Source organism: Gracilimonas sediminicola (genome assembly GCF_024320785.1).
Classification (GTDB): domain Bacteria; phylum Bacteroidota; class Rhodothermia; order Balneolales; family Balneolaceae; genus Gracilimonas; species Gracilimonas sediminicola.
On record NZ_JANDBC010000001.1, the window covers coordinates 1,340,323 to 1,358,801 of the forward strand.

The 18,479-nt window shown below is 45.3% G+C and carries 16 protein-coding genes; 7 read left to right on the forward strand and 9 right to left on the reverse strand.

Translation table 11 applies throughout. The annotated features are described in order from the left end of the window. The first annotated feature begins 34 nt into the window (after positions 1–34). Together NM125_RS06025 and NM125_RS06030 are read left to right on the forward strand one after the other, a co-directional pair. A complete protein-coding gene (locus tag NM125_RS06025; RefSeq protein ID WP_255133796.1) occupies positions 35–970 on the forward strand; it encodes a response regulator in 936 nt (311 codons plus the stop codon). A 101-nt stretch (positions 971–1,071) separates the two neighbouring features. Continuing rightward, the gene (locus NM125_RS06030) at positions 1,072–2,271 is read left to right on the forward strand and encodes a S1C family serine protease (protein ID WP_255133799.1); all 1,200 of its coding nucleotides are present in this window, start codon (positions 1,072–1,074) and stop codon (positions 2,269–2,271) included. A 131-nt stretch (positions 2,272–2,402) separates the two neighbouring features. Here NM125_RS06030 and NM125_RS06035 read toward each other — a convergent pair whose 3' ends face one another. Next, positions 2,403–4,403 (reverse strand): serine hydrolase, encoded by a 2,001-nt coding sequence (locus NM125_RS06035; RefSeq protein WP_255133801.1) that lies wholly within the window; start codon positions 4,401–4,403, stop codon positions 2,403–2,405. Between the two features lie 308 nt (positions 4,404–4,711). Here NM125_RS06035 and serA point away from each other — a divergent pair, with 308 nt between their 5' ends. After that, positions 4,712–5,953, forward strand: coding sequence for a phosphoglycerate dehydrogenase (gene serA, locus NM125_RS06040; protein ID WP_255133804.1), 1,242 nt, complete (start codon positions 4,712–4,714; stop codon positions 5,951–5,953). A 154-nt stretch (positions 5,954–6,107) separates the two neighbouring features. Next, positions 6,108–6,611 carry a lysozyme inhibitor LprI family protein gene (locus tag NM125_RS06045; RefSeq protein WP_255133806.1) on the forward strand — a complete coding sequence of 168 codons (504 nt, stop codon included), beginning with the start codon at positions 6,108–6,110 and terminating at the stop codon, positions 6,609–6,611. Positions 6,612–6,703: 92 nt separating this feature from the next. On the opposite strand, the gene NM125_RS06050 is transcribed toward NM125_RS06045, so the two are convergent. The 4 genes from NM125_RS06050 to NM125_RS06065 all read right to left on the reverse strand — a co-directional run bounded on the left by NM125_RS06050 (position 6,704) and on the right by NM125_RS06065 (position 9,263). Beyond that, positions 6,704–6,940 carry a YlcI/YnfO family protein gene (locus NM125_RS06050; RefSeq protein ID WP_255133808.1) on the reverse strand — a complete coding sequence of 79 codons (237 nt, stop codon included), beginning with the start codon at positions 6,938–6,940 and terminating at the stop codon, positions 6,704–6,706. Beyond that, positions 6,937–7,353 (reverse strand): putative toxin-antitoxin system toxin component, PIN family, encoded by a 417-nt coding sequence (locus tag NM125_RS06055; RefSeq protein WP_255133810.1) that lies wholly within the window; start codon positions 7,351–7,353, stop codon positions 6,937–6,939. The genes NM125_RS06050 and NM125_RS06055 overlap by 4 nt, the downstream gene beginning before the upstream one ends. A gap of 142 nt (positions 7,354–7,495) precedes the next feature. After that, positions 7,496–8,275, reverse strand: a complete 780-nt coding sequence (locus tag NM125_RS06060) for a gamma-glutamyl-gamma-aminobutyrate hydrolase family protein (protein ID WP_255133812.1) — start codon at positions 8,273–8,275, stop codon at positions 7,496–7,498. Then, positions 8,265–9,263 (reverse strand): amidoligase family protein, encoded by a 999-nt coding sequence (locus NM125_RS06065; RefSeq protein WP_255133814.1) that lies wholly within the window; start codon positions 9,261–9,263, stop codon positions 8,265–8,267. The genes NM125_RS06060 and NM125_RS06065 overlap by 11 nt, the downstream gene beginning before the upstream one ends. Positions 9,264–9,603: 340 nt before the next feature. Between NM125_RS06065 and NM125_RS06070 the strand changes: the two genes are divergently transcribed. The 3 genes from NM125_RS06070 (at position 9,604) to NM125_RS06080 (ending at position 12,774) form a co-directional block, all read left to right on the forward strand. Further along, positions 9,604–11,502: an ABC-F family ATP-binding cassette domain-containing protein gene (locus tag NM125_RS06070; protein ID WP_255133815.1), complete on the forward strand. Its 1,899-nt coding sequence runs from the start codon at positions 9,604–9,606 to the stop codon at positions 11,500–11,502. Between the two features lie 97 nt (positions 11,503–11,599). Next, positions 11,600–12,319 carry an SIMPL domain-containing protein gene (locus NM125_RS06075; protein ID WP_255133817.1) on the forward strand — a complete coding sequence of 240 codons (720 nt, stop codon included), beginning with the start codon at positions 11,600–11,602 and terminating at the stop codon, positions 12,317–12,319. Positions 12,320–12,429: 110 nt separating this feature from the next. Then, entirely contained in the window at positions 12,430–12,774 is a 345-nt protein-coding gene (locus NM125_RS06080; RefSeq protein WP_255133819.1) for an AtuA-related protein, read from the forward strand. 157 nt (positions 12,775–12,931) lie between these two features. On the opposite strand, the gene NM125_RS06085 is transcribed toward NM125_RS06080, so the two are convergent. The 4 genes from NM125_RS06085 to NM125_RS06100 form a co-directional block, all read right to left on the reverse strand. Further along, the gene (locus tag NM125_RS06085; protein ID WP_255133821.1) at positions 12,932–13,510 is read right to left on the reverse strand and encodes a DUF2911 domain-containing protein; all 579 of its coding nucleotides are present in this window, start codon (positions 13,508–13,510) and stop codon (positions 12,932–12,934) included. Beyond that, a complete protein-coding gene (locus NM125_RS06090; RefSeq protein ID WP_255133823.1) occupies positions 13,507–16,446 on the reverse strand; it encodes a TolB-like translocation protein in 2,940 nt (979 codons plus the stop codon). Before NM125_RS06090 ends, NM125_RS06085 begins: the two co-directional genes overlap by 4 nt. After that, complete coding sequence (trhA, locus tag NM125_RS06095) at positions 16,443–17,108, reverse strand: PAQR family membrane homeostasis protein TrhA (protein WP_255133824.1); 666 nt, start codon at positions 17,106–17,108, stop codon at positions 16,443–16,445. The genes NM125_RS06090 and trhA overlap by 4 nt, the downstream gene beginning before the upstream one ends. An 87-nt stretch (positions 17,109–17,195) precedes the next feature. Next, a complete protein-coding gene (locus tag NM125_RS06100) occupies positions 17,196–18,449 on the reverse strand; it encodes an Nramp family divalent metal transporter (protein ID WP_255133826.1) in 1,254 nt (417 codons plus the stop codon). Positions 18,450–18,479: the final 30 nt, after the last annotated feature.

Here is an 18,479-nt window from a genome sequence, read left to right on the forward strand (position 1 = left end):
ATGGCGACCTAAACGGTTAGTAATAGAGAGTAACATGGATAAGGATTATACCCTATTAATCATCGATGACGACACCCCCATTCATCTTATGCTTAATAAGATGCTGGGTGATGAGTATAACATCCTGATGGCAGGTACAGCCCAGGAAGGAATCGATATGCTTGCCGAAAAGAAAGTGCATTTCATCCTGACTGATATCCATATGCCGGGTATGTCGGGCCTCGATTTCCTGCAGGCACTGATGGAAGATGCAGACCGGAGGAACATCCCGGTTCTGATCATGACCAGCCTGCCTACTGTAGAAAAAGAGCAGATGGCACTTGGGCTGGGAGCCGCTGATTTTATTGACAAATCCCTTTTTAATGAGAAGCCGGAAGAACTGAAGAATCGGATCAGGGCCAAGATGGTGTCCAATGTTGATATTCCGGACTTACCCCCTGAATTAGATCTTGACCGGAAGGCCATCACCAAAAGTATTCTATTCGAAGTATCATCGGGTGATTTTGTTCATACCACCCAAAAGCTGTGCAAAATTCTGGGACAGAAACTACAAACCGATCATCTCTCCTTCTGGATGATTAAGGATGATAAGGTTCAAATGCTGCTTGCTAACGGTGTTCAGCCCCCACCAAGATATGGCCCTCGTGAACTTAAACGAGAGGAGACCTTTCAACGACTGCTTAAGAAGAAAAGGCCATATATGGTTAACAATGTGTACACCACGGGGAGAGGAATCTTAATTGAAACTTCTCAGGATGAAGGGCTTCCTGCTGAAATTGGTATTCCCTTGTTTGCCATCACAGAAAAGCAGCTTATAAAGAATAAAATGAAAATTCCGCCTACTGTTCCGTTATTTGGCTATGTGGTGCTGAAGCGAAAAAGGGTTTTTACATCCAAAGAGTATAAAATGACTTCTGTACTTATGATGCATCTTGGCACCATTTTATTTCGCTTGTTCAGAAATATGTAACCGAATTTTTAAACCGGATATACGGGCAATGGAAGCGACGGTCGCTTCGTTAGCTTAGTCCATTTGAACCTACTTATTTATTCTAATCGAAAACTCAGTCTATGGTTAGACACGCTACTATTCTTTCTCTGCTGATCTTATTGTTTACAGGGTGTAATCCCGACCAAAAGGCAACGATTCCGGATAAAGCTCCATTAGCTTCTTTAAGCACTATTGCTCCGGCAAAAGCTCAGAAGCAATCAGACCCGGCTCAAAATCAAACCCAGCCAACCGTCGATGACTCCCGCAAAAATGCCATCACCAATGCTGTGGAAAAGGCAGGCCCGGCGGTTGTAAGCATCACAGTTACCGAACTTCAGCGGGGATATACCCGTGAATTTGACTCTTTCTTTTTCCGATACTTTGATGTGCCTGTTCAGCGTGAAGTTAAAAGCTCCGGCTCCGGTTTCATTATCAGTGAAGACGGACTGGTTGTTACCAACGAACATGTAGCCAGTAAAAACTCCAAAACCATTATGGTGGCTCTTTCGGATGGCAGCAAACATGAAGCTGAATTGCTGGGCTCTGATGAACTCGCTGATTTGTCCCTGCTGCAAATCAAAGGCGACCGAACGTCTTTTCCTCATGTAGAATTTGCAGATTCCGATGATATCATGGTGGGTGAATGGTCCATAGCTATGGGCAACCCATTCGGGCTTTTTGCAGACGGTCAGCCCTCCGTTACTGTAGGAGTGGTAAGTGCCAAAGAACGTGACTTCCGCCCCGACCCCCAGGACCCTCGCGTTTATGTTGAAATGATTCAAACCGATGCCGCTATTAATCGCGGTAATTCCGGCGGACCTCTGGTGAACAGCAACGGCGAGGTGATGGGCGTCAATACCTTTATTTTTACAGGAGGAACCAGTTCCGGTTTTGTGGGATTAGGCTTTGCCATCCCCAGCAACCGTGTTCAAAAAATTATATCTCAACTTCAGGAATCCGGCTCTGTTTCTTTGGAATATGATCCGGGAATGAAATTCGTGCCCGTTACCCGACAGCTGATCATGCAGTATCCAAGCATCCCGCGGGTTCTCGGCTTATTTGTGACTGAAGTGAACAAAAGCGGACCTGCCTATGAATGTGGCATTATGCCCGGTGATGTAATTGTCCAAATTGGGGAAGAGCGCGTAACCAGCGACATGCATGCCTGGGCCCTAATGCGGGAATACGAAGAGGGCGAAGAAATGACGCTCCACCTAATCCGCGATAACAAGCAGTATAAAACCAGCATGAAGCTGAGAAAACGCGTTCAGGGTCGGTAAAAAATTACAGCGCACGCAGGAACTCAGCATTTCACCAGTCTCGCTGCTATCTCAAGTGAAATTATACAAAACCTGTTTCTACTCAAGATGACAATTTGAAAAGTTGATTACTCTACCGTTAGAGTTTAGAATTACTTTGTATCACTCCATTTTTTAAAGAACACACCTACTGTCCGGCCATTTCCGGCATCGAATCCGATTATTTCACCGGCATCGTTTCTTACAAATTTAACCTCAGAAATCGGAAACCCTCCGCTAAATGAATCGGCACTTCCGGGTAAAAGCTTGATATCATCTTCCAGCTGATAATTCTGTAACGACAAGGAGCTGTCGGCCAAGGCAATATCATATACCGTTTCTATTTCGTCGCTGAAGTAGCGGCCGGTATATTCTTCCATTTCTTCCAGTGAAAGCTCAAATTCGATTCTCTTCGCAATGTGATTTCCATTTTGATGCAGCGTGAGTGAATCAACCGTACCGTCTTCATTATGGTGAAAAGTCACCGACGCGTTCACACCTACCAGGCTAAAGGTAGAGTCAGATGTAGCTGTAATATTTATTTCCGGCTGCCCGGTCGCCTGCGTGTAAATACGATCTTCGTCTCTTGAGAATGTGAGGATAAAGCCGGGCATCACCTCCAGCTCGTAACGTCCTGTCAGTGGCTCAAAATCGGCCGGGTTGTACACAAAGGTTTCTGTTTCTTCAGCTGGCATTTCTTCTTCGCTGCCTTCTTCGTCAGAAACCGGCTCCATAAAATCTTCAAAAAAGGTTTCCGAGATTTGGTTTGCAATACTTCCGTCAAAAGAGGCAAAATTACTTTGGGTTACCACTGCCGCCCTGATAGCCGGAACAACTCTCAACATAGATCGGTGGGCCATATCTGCTCCTCCGTGTTGTATAAAATCCAGCCCCCTGTGTTTACCGATCATCAAGCCCAATCCATAGTTTGTTGGGTTTCCATTTTTTAAAGTGTCTGACGTGGACATTTCTTTTATCATAGCCTTAGTTCCCACTTTTGGATCCAGAAGGTGATCTATCCATTTGGCCAGGTCGCCCATTGTAGTGTGAATGCCTCCGGCCCCCATAGCTCCGCCTAAATCTGTTACTTCTTCCACTCCTCCGTCTTTCGAATTTTGATATCCAAGAGATCGATTTGGAACTACCTGATTTTGATTGGCTCGTACCACGGTATGATTCATCCCAATCGGTTTAAACACATTTTGCAGCATCCACTGCGGAAAGGTCATATCTGTTACCCGCTCTATTACTTCCGTCATAAGTGCATAGCCGGTGTTGTTATAATTCCATTCCGTCCCCGGCTCATTTTGGAGCTCCGGCTGTCGCTGAACGATTTCTATAATTTTCTCCTGACTTAGACTGGTGCTTGGATTTCTTCCCGTCATCGCAACCAGATTCAAAAATTCGCGGTAACCGTTGGTGTGATTGATCAGATGCCTGAGCGTAACGGTGTGTTCAAACTCCGGCAGCTCCGGGATGTAATCACGTACATCATCATCCAGATTAAGCTTGCCTTCCTGTTCCAGCAAAAGGGATCCAAATGCCAAAAACTGTTTTGATGTAGAACCAATATTATGACGGGTGTTTTCAGACATCGGGATATCATGCGTCAGGTTTGCCATACCATATGATTTTTGAAATACGACTTCCCCATCTATTATCACCATAGCCGCTGCACCCGGAACATCATTCCCGGTATACGGCCTCATCATTTGATCTACCTTGCCATCAGGTTCTGTGGCTATCGGCTCCACAGTTGATACCAAAATGGAGTATTCTCCTTCTTCGTCTTCAAATGGTGCGATTTCGAAACGGTATTCCCCGGCTTTTTTTGTATTGAACTGAAAATTTTCTTTCCCTCTTGCAGGATTATCATAGGTTCCAATTTGCTCACCTTCCGGTCCATGCACTGTAATAACCACATCTACCGTTTTTTGATTGGCAAATCCATATACAAACTGATCAGTGTCAACAGTAAGGGTAAACACATCTGTTTCACCAGTTTTCAGCGCACCTTCAATTTGTTCACCTATTTTTAGAGGGGTTGAATTTTGAGCAACCGTTAAAGATGCCGTTAACAGAAAAGCACATAGTAGCGTAGTCAGTTTTTTCATTTTTTTTAGTTGATTAGCGTTCCCGATACAAATTTCCGAATTATTCGCTCAAGTTAACAGAAAGTTAACCTTCTGCAATCGAATCCAAGCCTGGGCTTATTCGCTACATCCTGACCTTTGTTACAGTGAATGAAAGTATTCACTTCCCGATAATACTCATATAAACTGCTCTCCCTGCATAGTTTATTCAGACATGTATCCTTTCCCGGTTATTAATGCACCACTATCACTTTGTGTGAAAGACTAACCCTAAAAAAACTGCAAATCTTTTTTACCTTCCGACATTCACTCACACTCAAAATAAATGTATGCCTGCTGACAACGACGATCTTTCTTATCCCAAAGAGAATATTAAAGTCCTGCTACTGGAAGGAATTCACCCCACTGCGGAGGAAAATTTCAGAAAGCATAATTTCCTGAATGTTGAAACGCAGGATGAAGCCTTAAGTGAAGAGGAGCTGTTAGAAAAAATTGAGGATGTCCACCTGATTGGGATTCGCTCCAAAACCCAGATCACGGAGAAAGTCATCAGTAAAGCAAACAAGCTGAAAGGCATCGGCTGCTTTTGCATCGGCACCAATCAGGTAGATCTGCAAGCCGCGATGATGGCCGGGATTACCGTTTTCAATTCTCCGTATTCTAACACCCGCTCGGTAGCTGAGTTGGTTATTGCCGAATCCATTATGCTGAAACGCCGGATTCCCCTTCGCGACAAAAAAGCCCATGAAGGGACCTGGCTGAAGGATGCGAAAGACAGTTACGAGGTCCGCGGTAAAAACATTGGCATTATCGGGTATGGACATATTGGGTCGCAGGTTTCGGTTCTGGCCGAGAATATGGGCTTCAATGTGCTCTTTTATGATGTTGAGCCGAAGCTCCCCATGGGTAACGCCACCCGGGTGGAATCACTGGAAGCACTGCTTAACAAATCGGACATCGTAACGCTACACGTGCCGGCCACACCGGGCACCAACAAGATGATGGACGCCGAACGATTTACTCAAATGAAGAAAGGCAGCGTGTTGCTTAACCTGTCGCGGGGTTCAGTGGTTGATATTCAGGCACTGAAGGAGGCCATTGAATCCGGCCATATTTCCGGAGCCGGGATTGATGTATATCCTGAGGAGCCGGAGTCGTCGGGAGAGAATTTTACAACCGACCTGCAGAATTTACCTAATGTGATTTTAACGCCGCATATTGGCGGCTCCACCATAGAGGCGCAGTATAATATCGGGGAGGATGTATCTACTAAGCTCATCAACCTTATTGATAACGGAACTACAGTTGGTTCTCATTCGGTACCACCGCTGAACCTGCCCGTTCAAAAAAATGCGCATCGTATACTTCATATCCACGAAAACAAGCCGGGCGTTCTTTCCGAAATCAACAAATGCCTGTCCGATTCCGATATTAACATTCTGGGGCAGTACCTGAAAACCAACGAGCACATTGGCTATGTAGTACTGGATGTGGACAAGGAATATGACGAGCAGGTGATTGAAGAAATCCGCAATGTGAAACACACCATTAAAACACGGATTTTGTATTAGCATAAGAACACCGGGGAAGGAATCTGGAACTAATTATTAAGTTAGCTATAATGTTGTTGATTTGAATATTGAGGGTGTTATTTTACAAGAGCGTTTTCTGAAAAATTTTACTTTTCGAATGCATCATACATTTTGTTCAATTCGGATCATCTAAATGAATCCTTTTTTCAAAATTAAGCACACAATTACTCTTACCCTTACTCTTTTAAGCTTAAACTTATCTGCACAGGACTTTCAGGAAAAACCCATCGATTCTTTTAGAATGCTTGACGAGTTTGATTCGGTAAAAGCATTCGAAGATTACATAGAGGATTATGTACAGGAATGTCTGGATAATAGCTTGGGGGGATCAAATAGCGTGAGATGTTTCATTAGTAGTCAACTTTGGGATAAAGAACTAAATAAGTATTACCAGCTTCTTCGTGGTGAACTTTCTGAAGAAAATAAAGTTGTTCTAAAAGATGCGCAGCTTTCCTGGATAGATACCAAAGACAAAACGATTCGAATGAATAGCAATATCCTGAATTTAAAATATAATGAGCCAGGAACTATGTTCATTGCCATTAGAGCTAGTGAGGCTTCACAAAGTATCTCACCAATTGTTAAGCAACGAGCACTTTTACTTCGTAGCTGGTATCATAGTTTGTTGGAAGAATAGCATGAACGGTTCTAACCTAATTCGGGAATACCTCCTACAGAAATCCTCTACGAACCAAACCTCCCGGCCTGATCCAATGATTGGCTATGAAGTCAAAGCCTATCTTTTTCTTCCGGTTCCTTATCCGGTACTTTTGAAAGCACCCGGTTAAATTTCTTCCTGGAACCTAACTCGCCTTTTTCTTTCAGGTATTCCACCGTCATTAAAGCCGATAGTTTCTCGGAAACGGCTGAATTTATGAGCTGATTCATAGACACGCCTTCTTTTTCAGCCAGCTCTCGTATCTTCTCATGCATTGAGTCAGGCAGTCGAATGCTTAAAGTGCTCATAGTTCTCCAATTTTAATTAAAAATTCCTTTGGCGTGAGTGCCTTTAACCCAAAGTGGTCAATTCCTCTGAAGTCACCAAGGTTGTACGTAATTATATATTCACAGTCAGCTTCAACGGCCAATTCCAATATCATATCATCTTTAGGGTCTTTCAAAAAAGGACGCCAAAGAAAAAAGATATCCCGCTTATCGGCTACCTTACACAGGTAGTTCAAAAAGTCATCAATATCCTGATCAATTAAATGGCCGAACCTTTTTCTTTTACTGACCGACTCGTATTCCAGTAAAAGTGGAACAGAAAGACTAATATTAAACTTCCCTGTTCCAATTAAACTAACCAGCCTGAATGAGGCTCCCTGATTAGATCTCAGAGCCGAAATAATCACATTGGTATCTATAACTACGCTCAACATATAATGGTATTATATGTAATACCATTAAAATATCAAAACGCACCCGATCTGTATCCCACCTCTAAACGAACCAGTGTTTCAAAATGGCGTTTCCATCCGGGTGGTTGGAAACGGGTAAGAGTGGTGACGACTATTTCACTATTTAAACTTCTCTTGCAGCACTCACCAGCTGCTTAAAGATATTACGCTGGCGGGCAATCTGGATCAGGTATTCCGGGTGCCACTGCACACCAATCATAAACGGATATTCGGTGTGTTCTATGGCTTGAGTGATTCCGGTATTCAGTTCTTCGCAGGCGATCTCAATTCCTTCTCCGGATTCATCAATGGCTTGATTATGCAGGGCGTTTACATTGCAGATATCGGTCTGCAGCAGTTCGCACAGCTTGGTATGATCTTTAATGGTAATGCGTTTTTTCGGGAAGATGGACGACACCTGCGCTTTCTCCGCATAGAACCCGCGGATGTCCTGATGCAGCGTGCCTTTAAAATGTACGTTCATCAGCTGCATGCCCCGACAGATGCCCAGCACGGGAAGTCCCCGCTCAATGGCCTGCTCCAGCAGCTTAAATTCAAGGGCATCCCGTTCTAAATCGATCGGTGATCGTTTGGTGTGCTGAAAATACCGGGCCAGCCAGTATATCGGGAAAAAGAGAATCGACAGGATCCATTCGAATACCGTGCGCTTATCACGGGCCAGCTTTGCTTTTACGATTCGTTGCTGCCCATATTTCATGGGTTCCACATCCGCACCTCCACCCAGAATCAATCCGTCTATCTGATCGATGCTTCTCGGGGTATCCGGGTTGATACGTAGCGGTTTCCCACCCTGCAAAATTACTGATAAGGCCGTGAATATCCAGGCACCGGTTCCACCCTCGGTTGGACCTGTAATACCAATCACCGGTTCTCTATCGTACATTTTGCACCCAGCGGTCCATCAGCTTTATCCATTTCCTTTTTACACTAAATAAGGTCTTCTCATCCATTTGCAGAAATCTTCTTGCGTATTGATTTAGCGTTTGTTCATCATCTGCTAAACGTTCAACCAGCCACCAACGGTTCCATTCCTCCCCCAGCGACCAGCTTTCATCCTGAATGGAGCAGTTCGGAAGCCGATAATGAAAGGCGGGGCGGGCGGAAGTCAGTTTCTCATCCAAAAGTTCTTCGGTGAGTTCTTCTTCCAAAAACCGGAACACCGGGAGCATATCCAGCGGGCGGTTTCGTGAGTTATCGAACTCAAAGTAATCCCGGATCAGTGTTTCCAAATCCGGCCGGTAGCCCTCCTGCAAAATATGGCGGATATACTTCATCTCGTACCCGTTGATGTAAGGCGTCAGCTTCCGGCTGATATCAATATCCGCATCCTGACGAATCCAGGCGTCCAGCATCACATAGGCTTTCAGGTGACGCAACAAACTTTCCGCCGTCAACTCAGGCACCTCCGGGTTTAGATGCAGGCCAAAGGCATAGAAAAATGAACTCCCCGTTCCCTTTGCTTTCCACTCCCGGAGTTTATCTACCAATTTATTAAGTGCATCCAGTTGAGAAAAAGGAATAGGCGGAGTGATGATTTCGAAGGGAACAACTGTTGATGCCATCTCCCGCAGCGTATCCTCCAGCTTGTCCTTGTTCTGAAGCTTTTCCACATCCAGCCCAACCGATTTCAACACCCCTTCATATTTTTTGTTGAGAAAGAGGCTGGCATCCAGCTCCAGGGAGAAGGTTCCGAAATCAGAGTCCTTCACTTTAAATTCGTATCCGCTAACCTGCTCTGTTTCTCCGCCATAAAGATCCACAACCATCTTAGCTGCATCGGCCATTTCCACGCCAGTGAATTCAAATTCGAATCCGACAGAGCGCTCCTCGCCTTTTTGGTTTTTCGGGACCGGTGGTGTTTTAAACTTCAACTATTACCTCTTTTGATTTGTGAATTAGCTTAAACAGATGTCAGGTCAGTTTCAATCCTGAATTTTTAGCCACAAAAACACTAAATCTCAAAACGTTGGTTTAGTGTTTGGGCTCATGCAATCACTTTTAGATTTCTTATTCCATTCATCATTAGCAACCTTTCAGCGTCCGCAGGTCCTGGAAGCGTTGCGGGAATATGCTCCTTTTTGTTATACAGTGAACGCTCCAAGATCTTGAGCACGACTCAAGGTTCACAGGCTCAAACTCATAAATGGGTTCCCGCTATAAAATCCTTATTTTATTGCTTCATCAATTGAGCTCTAACTTTTTATAGCGTACATGACCTACCTTTCCACCGAAAATCTTTCCAAAAACTTTGGGATTAAGCCTCTTTTTGAGGATCTGACCTTTGGCATGTCCAAAGGAGATAAGACAGCCCTCATTGCTCCCAATGGTACGGGGAAGTCCACTTTGTTGAAAATTCTTGCAGGAGAAATGGAGCCTGATTCCGGAAAAGTGATGACACAAAAAGGCATTCAGGTTGGATTTCTTGCACAGGAGCCGGACATGGACGACAGCATGACCATCAGTGAGTTCATCGCTCATGGAAATTCTGAGAAAATCCGGGTGGTACAGCGTTATGAGAAAGCCGTTCGGGAGCAGGCTGAGGATTTCAACCCTCAAACCCAGCAGGCTTTTGAGAAGGCTTCTGCCGCCATGGATGCCGCCGAAGCCTGGGATGTAGAGCAGCAGATGGAACAGATACTGGGCGTGCTCAATATCTATGACCTGGATCAGTCCATTGCTTCACTTTCAGGCGGGGAGCGAAAACGGGTGGCTCTCGCCTTTGTGCTTCTGGATGAACCGGACCTGCTGATTCTGGATGAGCCGACTAATCACCTGGATGTGGAAATGATAGAGTGGCTGGAATCATATCTCGCCAAAAGTACCATGACCTTGCTGATGGTAACGCATGATCGCTATTTCCTGGACCGGGTTTGTAATCATATCCTGGAGCTGGATTATGGCAAACTCTATCACCATAAAGGAAATTACGAATATTACCTGGAGAAGAAAGCCGAGCGGGAAGAGATTGAGGCTACCGAAATTGCCAAAGCCGGCAAGCTGATGAAGAAAGAGCTGGAGTGGATGCGGCGCGGACCCAAAGCCCGCACCACCAAATCCAAGTCCCGGATCAAGGATTTTTACAAGACTCAAGAAAAGGCGCAATCAGGCCGGGAAGAAACCGAACTGCAGCTGGATGTGAATATGAGTCGGATGGGCGGAAAAGTGCTCGAGCTCAAGAACATATCCAAAGCCTATGATGACACCGTTATCCTGGACGATTTCAGTTACCAGTTTTTGCAGGGCGAGCGCATAGGTGTTTTGGGGAAAAATGGGGTCGGCAAAAGCACCTTTCTGAAAATACTGCTGGGAGAAGAACCCGCTGATTCCGGCGAGATTGAAACCGGCGAGACCATTGTATTTGGTCACTATCAGCAGAAGGGAATAAAAATTGATGAGTCGAAGCGGGTGATTGAAGTCATTAAGGAAGTAGCGGAGGTGATCGAGCTCGCCAATGGAGACAGAATAACGGCGTCGCAGTTTCTGGAACATTTTATGTTTCCTTCCAAAATGCAGTACACACCTGTTGAAAAGCTGAGTGGCGGTGAAAAGCGCCGGCTGGGCTTGATGATGGTGCTTATCAAAAACCCTAATTTTCTGATCCTTGATGAGCCTACCAACGACCTGGATCTGCTCACCTTAAACAAACTGGAAGATTTCCTTCAAAACTTTGGCGGCTGCCTGATCATCGTTTCTCACGATCGCTTTTTTATGGACAAGCTGGTGGATCACTATTTTGTGTTTGAAGGACAAGGGGTGATTGATGATTTCCACGGAACCTATGAGGAATACCGTGAGCAGATGCTGAACCGTATGGCTGCGGCTTCATCCCCGAAAAAAGAGAAACCAGCTCCAGAAACAAAACCTGAGCAAAAGCAAAAGAGCTCATCGGATCAACCCAAAAAACTAAGTTATAACGAGCGAAGGGAATTCAACAAGCTGGAGAAGGAAATCGCCAAAATGGAAAAAGAGAAATCCCGCCTTGAAGAAAAAATGAGTGGCGGCGATTTGGGTTATGAGGAGCTGAATGAGCTGTCGAAGGAATTTGAAGAGCTGAAGGAATCATTGGAAGAGAAAGAACTGTACTGGCTGGAGCTGGCAGAGAGGGCGTAGATTTAAGCCTACAGCGGGTTCATGAAACATCTTTTCCAGAAGGGACTAAATCTGTAAACAGCATCGTTAGTTTTTTACACTTTAAAATTGGCCATTTATGGACACACAGAATAATCGCAACTTTGTAATTCTTGGAATTGGAATCATCATTGGATTGGCTTCGCTGGGCTTTTTGCTACGGAATGCCGCCATCACCTATAAAGAATACGAGCGGACGGTTACTGTAAAAGGACTGGCTGAGCAGGAGCACCTGGCCGATGTTGTAATCTGGCCTATACAATTCACCGAAGCCAACAATCAACTTGCAGATATTTATCTGGACCTTGAAAAAAGTGAGCAAAAGATTAAAGACTTTCTCATTGAGAACGGTGTGAGTGAAGATGAGATTTCGATCTCCACCCCTTTTGTAACGGATAAATCGGCCCAGCAATATGGCGGTGCTGATAACCCTGAGTACAGATATGTAGCCAATCAAACTGTGACGGTATATTCTGAAGATGTGATACAGGTTCGGGAAATCATGAGTAAGCTGGCAGAGCTTGGGAAGCAGGGAGTTGCACTTACCGGAAATGAGTATCAGGTGCGAACCGAGTATTTGTTTAACAGCCTGAATGACATCAAGCCAAAAATGATTGAAGAGTCGACTAAAGAAGCCAGGAAGGTGGCTCAGAAATTTGCTGAAGATTCGAACAGCAAGCTTGGTAAAATAAAGACGGCTTACCAGGGGCAGTTTAGCATTTCACCCCGTGATAATAACAATCCGCATATCAAGAACATCCGGGTAGTTTCTACGGTTGTTTATTACCTGTCTGATTAATACAGAGTCAAAAGATTCTGCGTCTTTACATTAGCAGGCTACATCAATTGTGATGTAAAGGCAAATCAGGTTATCTTTGGCAAAAATTCAGCCCATAAATTTAATTCATCATGCCTACTGTAAAATTGTTGAAAATTGCTCATGGCCGCAGCGGCGATAAAGGAAATGGAAGTAATGTAGGAATTATTGCCCGCCACCCGGATATTTACCCTTTTCTGAAAGAAACCCTAACGGCAGATCGTGTGAAAGATCACATGAAAAATGTGTGTAAAGGTGAGGTTGAGCGGTATGAGTTGCCTAACATTGGGGCACTTAATTTTATTCTGAATGAAAGTCTCGGCGGTGGAGGAACTGTTTCCCTCAAGCTGGATGCCCAGGGAAAAACACATGCCTCCCAAGTACTTCGGATGGATGTTGACGTGCCGGAAAATCTACTGAAGCTGGTTGAAAATTAGAAAGGCTTTAGTGGTCGCGATGCCTTAAACGACTCGCTTGTTTACCGGAATAGATTGATCCGCAGTAACCATCTTCCCACTGACAACTATCTTTTCCGGTACACAAGCGAAGGGGTTCAGCCCTTCGGTAGCAAGTTAGGAAAGGACTTTGCCAAAACTACTCCCCGTAAAACCGAATGGGGATGTCTACTCTTACCACATCCCATTTCAGCGTCATGCTGGTCATGCTGTATTCAGGTTCAGAGAACTGAATGGTAAAAGCCTCAACCGGTGTTTCTAAATTCTGAACGGGAAATTTCATTCGTTTGTAGTCGCGCTCCGGCTTGTATTCAAACGCTCCCCACTGTCCTAATTCGTGGTTGAGGATAACAGTAAAAGAATCCGGCTGAGGAATGGTAAACAAAGCATAGGTTCCGGGAGTTATCGCCTGATCGCCCATTAGCACCGGTTCGGTAATAGTGATTTCAGTCGCTTCATTTGCACCGGTTCTCCACACTTTCCCCCAGGGCTCCCATTCCCCGAAAATTGTACGTCCGCGCCGGTAGGGCTGTCCGTAGACAACTTTAATATAGGTGCTGTTATGCTTGATAGAAGCGATGGCGATCGGGCTTTTCCGGTTGCCGTTTTGTGCAGGCTGTGGATCGGCTGGCTTTTTGGATTCGCAACCAAAAGCGGTTAACAGAAAGGCCCCACAAAATGCCAGAACAGAAACGCGAAGAACAAATGATTTAATCAAAATTGGCCAAATATAAATTGAGTGTTATTTCGGGTTGGTTCGTACGCAAGCCCTACCCCTAAATCAAACAATAAGTTAGACACTTTGAACTGAACATGGAAACCGGCTCCGAAAATACTTCGGCTTGAAGCCACTAAGTCGTTGGCGTCCATGTCGGTTAGGGTGTGTGTAAAAGTTGTTAAATAGATACTGCTCAGGTACAGAGGCAGGGTCAGCCCGCCGGTATCAGGATACCAAAGCGGAATGGTATAACGGGTGCTGAACCGGCTCAGGTTTTGAAAGCCTCCATCCTGCCCGGATCTGAAATTAGGGAAAGCACCGGATTTAAAACCCATAGGGATGATCGTATCGTTGGAGTAAATAGGTGATGCACTTTGCTGAAGAAATTGAAGGTCGAGCCTCAACGATTGGTTCCACTTCCTCAACGGCGACACAAAACCGAACACTCCGTAATAAGCCGACCATTGATTGGCAAAGCTTGAATTGAAGTTGCCGATCGGAGTTGGTATTGATATCTCCGGCTTGTTGAGGGTTTGCTCATAAAGCCCGAAAAAGGAAATTCCTGAAGAGGGCTGAATATCTCTCTTAAAATTCAACACCCCGATATTCAGCTGAGAAAAGAATCCGGCTTTATATCGCGTAGCAAAGTCGGTCAGGCCCGAAGGCTCCAGATCATAATACTTGAACTGCTCCGCGGAAATTTCCGGAGAGAATGAAATGGAGCTAAGCCTGGTATCTCCCCGGAATGTATAATCAAAAGGCATCGACAAGCTGATCCCCCGATCCTGTCTCATCAACGAAAACCGCTCGCCGGTATCATTGTTCTGTATAGCAAAAAACTGCGGGTCGCTATATCCGTTCAGTTCAAAGCCCGGATAAAACATTTTGTTGGTGTAGCTAACATCGTACCAAAGCCTGTTTTGTATCCCTGTAATTTCGGCCGAATACGCCTGTCTGGAAAGCGCATCAATACTCGAAAACCCGGCTCCGTACTGATAGGTCCCTCCTTTTTCTTCCAATACCGGATAAACCGCCCGGGGCTTCAGCCAGGAAAATTCTGCCCCATAAGGTGTTGGCTCTATGGTGGAAATTGAGTCCATAGCAGACGCCCCTAACAATGGCCTTGTTAATTCTTCATTCAGCGCATCGCCAGCCAGTCTCATTGAAACCGGAACCGGGGCATTCAAAAAATCATCCCGATTCAATACAGCCAACTTCCGTTCATTAACTTTCTGCACAACATATGCGATTTGACTACCATCCGGAGAATAGGACGCTTCAAATGCATTATACAATGAGCTGGTTCGCTGGGTGACTTCATCGGACTGCAAGTTATATTCGTACACGTTCATGGCCGGACCGGCATCCAGGCTAAACAACAAATGCTCACCATCCGGGTGCCATTGAGGGTCAAATACAGAGGCATTCTCAAAGGCCAGATCTGGAGCTTCATCCAGGTCTTCGGACAGGGAATTCAATGATGTTATCCAAAGTGCCTGAACGCCTCTTCGTTTCAAAACCACAGCCAGTTGTTTAGGTTTTGTCGGGTTGAACCGAAGGGTAACCGGAATAGCCCCATCAAAAGTTTTGCGTACTTCAACCTCTCCGCCCTCGGCTATTTCTACAATCTTACCGCCGGAGCCATCAGCCTGAATAGCCAGCACCCGCTCTCCATTTGATGTGGGAGCATAAACCCGGGCATTCTCTGTAAGCCTTGTTGAAGCCCCTGTTTCCAAATTCAGCTTTTGTACATCGGCAATGTATTGAGAGGGGATGAGCGGGTCGCGGGAATAATTACTAAAGTAGAAGTCAGTAGCGTTTTCAATCTCATAGTTATAATCCTCTACGCTGAACACTTCCTTTAGCAGCTTCATTTTTCCTGATTCTAAATCGTATTCATAAAATCCAATCCGCCCATTGTAAAAAGAACCGTAAAAAAGCAGCTTTGTATCTGATATCCATTTGGGACCGTGAATTTCTTCCCCTTTATACGGAGTGTCGATGATGCGGGACTTTTCCGTAGTGTTGACTTCAATTTCTGCCAACCGCTGTTCTTCTTTTTCCGCCAGGTCTTTCTCATACAACGCATACAACTGACCCGGCCACTTCCCTGTTTTAGCCCTCAACGCAACTCCATATCCCAAAAAGAAATTATGGTAGTGATAGCGAATCGCCTTTTTTGAAATGTCATCGCCGTAATTATCATGGAGCCAATCAATAAACGTATATCCCGAAATATAGTGGCGGTTATAGGGCTGGGTGTAATCTGAAGGAATGAGGGTTTGCCCCATATTCCATCGGCCGGAACTGGCAAAATTTGCATTGAAGCGATTGTTGAAGAAGCTGTAATTCCCCCGCCCTCCCTGTGGTGTCACCGATTCCGTTTCATAATACACTGCAAGTCCTTCATGTAAACCCACCGGGGCAAATCCATGAAATGTACGGGCGATATCCGGGGAGAATAAACTGATGAAATTGGGGATACTCACCTTTTTATCTTCAAAAGGCTGCTGAATATTGAAATGTGTGGCATGAATGAGCTCGTGAGGAAGCACCGTCTCCAGCCAGTCGCCCGACTGCGGGTTCATTCCCTTCCCTTTTATCGCGGCTAACTCTATTTCGGAACGGAAATTGAAGGAGGTTACAAATCCGTTTGAAAGATCATTGTAGTTATTCAAAATCACCGGGAAATTGGTCAGCGAACCTCCTGTCAGCTTCGAGGTTTTGGCATACTCACTTTCCAGTATTGCAGCCGATCTGTAAGCCAGAGAGTCTTCCCCTTGCGGAAAAATAATGCGAAAATGCGCTGTCTTAATTTGCTGCCAGTTCAATCCACCGGGGCGGTTTATAACCGAGGTGTTATACAGCTGTGCAAAAGTTGAAACAGGTGCAATCGTCAGACTAAATAGTACAGCAAATAAAATCCTTTTCATCATCCTGAAATACTAAACGGAGGTAAATAGTTGTAGATCGCCCAATAATGGGAAAAAGCACCGCCCATTACAAACAGGTGCCAAATTTCATGAAAGCCGAATGCCGTTGGAATCGGGTTTGGTTTCTTAATGCCGTAAATTACTGCCCCAATTGTATAAAACAACCCACCAATGGCAATCCAGTAAACAAATCCGTGTGGCAGCATCTTCCAAACCATCGGAAGAATTATTACTGAAGCCCAACCCATAAAAAGGTAAATAACCGTTGAAAACCAACGCGGAGCATTCATCCAGAAAGTCTTTTTCAAAATACCTGCAAGGGCAAACAGCCAGATGCCCAGCAACATCCCCCACTGCCAGGCCCCTTCCAAAACAATGGCACACATGGGCGTATAAGAACCGGCAATGACTATATATATGAGGTAGTGATCTACCATCCTGAAAAATTCTTCGATGTTATTTTGCACATTAATGGTGTGGTAGATGGCACTTGAGAGAAACATCAGAATCACGGAAATACCATAAACCAGATAGGCTGCCTTGTGTCCGGTCGGGCTTTCGGAAGCTGCCGACATCAAAAAGAAAAGCCAAACGGTGGCAATAATGGCGCCTAAATAGTGAGAGTAGGCATTAAAAGGCTCTCTTGGTGGAAAGAATGTTTTCAATGGAGATACTTGTCGTTTTATTACTTGGGGTATAATCCTTATTAATTTACCAAATCCGAATGAGCATTTAATAAATTATTTCTCAGCCTATCCCACAAACCTCCAGTAGAAAAACAGCAGGGCAAATGCGGAAAGGAATATCATACCCAGCCAGCTTAATACTCTAAGCCATGTTTTGGGGTGATGGTCTTCGGGCGTGAACCGCGACATGATGAGCCCGCAATTAATATAAGCCAGCGCCGGTGCTGTCAGAAAGGAAAGAGAGGTGGCCAGGTCTATAATATAGGTAAATTGACTGCCCGTTAGCCAAAGAATCAACATGGATATCGTTGAGATCAGAAACAGCAGTCCCTTATAAGAAAAAAGTCCCGACTCGTCAACCTCGCTCTTCATCACCCGGATAATTTCGCGGGTTACCCGGGGGTAAGAATCCGTCACCGTAAGCGTGGTGCTGAACATGGTTGTAAATGCACAAATGATGATAATCCAATGAGCCCAGCTACCCAATGTCTGTGTGTACAGATCGATGAGCTGTTGGGCAAAACCGGCACCTGAGGATGAAAAACTTACACCCGAACCAAACATCACCAATGCTCCGAGCGACAAAAAGATCAGCGCCAGAATAGACGCCCCCACATATCCAATATTGAAATCCAGCAGACTTTCTTTCAGGCTCGATTTATGTTGGGTCTGCTTTTGTCGCTCCAGGCTCCACAGCGAATGCCAGGCCGCTGCATCAATGGGAATGGGCATCCACCCCATCAGGGCAATCAGGAAAGTGACCCCGGCTACGTCCCATACAGAAGGTGCGGCGGGCAATTCTGAGGGAGAGGCATCAAACAACGCGGCCAAAAAGGCGGCAATGGTTGAAAGCGAGAGAACTACCATCACTACTTTAATCAGGGAATCGAGAGCTGAATACTGACCACGAAACAGAACACCAATGCAAATCAGTAAAATGATGATGCTCCACACCAGCAGCGGCAGCTCGATTCCGGTTAATTCTACAGCCAGACTTGCAGTTACGATGGTGACTGCAGCCTGGATAGCGAACATTGTCCCAATGGTAAAGATGATATAGATCCAAAGCGCCCAGCTGCCCAGTTTTTTGTAGCCGGCGATCAGGCTTTCTCCGGTGGCGGTAGCATAGCGCGGACCGTATTCCAGGAAGGGATACTTCATCAGGCTGGCAATGATGACCGCCCAGACGAGGGTGAATCCATAATCAGCACCGGCACGTGTAGATTGCACCAAATGCGAAACCCCGATGGCAGCCGCGGCCAGAATCAGTCCCGGCCCGAATGCATATTTAAAGGTAGATGTAACTTTTCCCGAATCCATTTCCTGTTCTGTTGCTTTCCATTCGGGCGG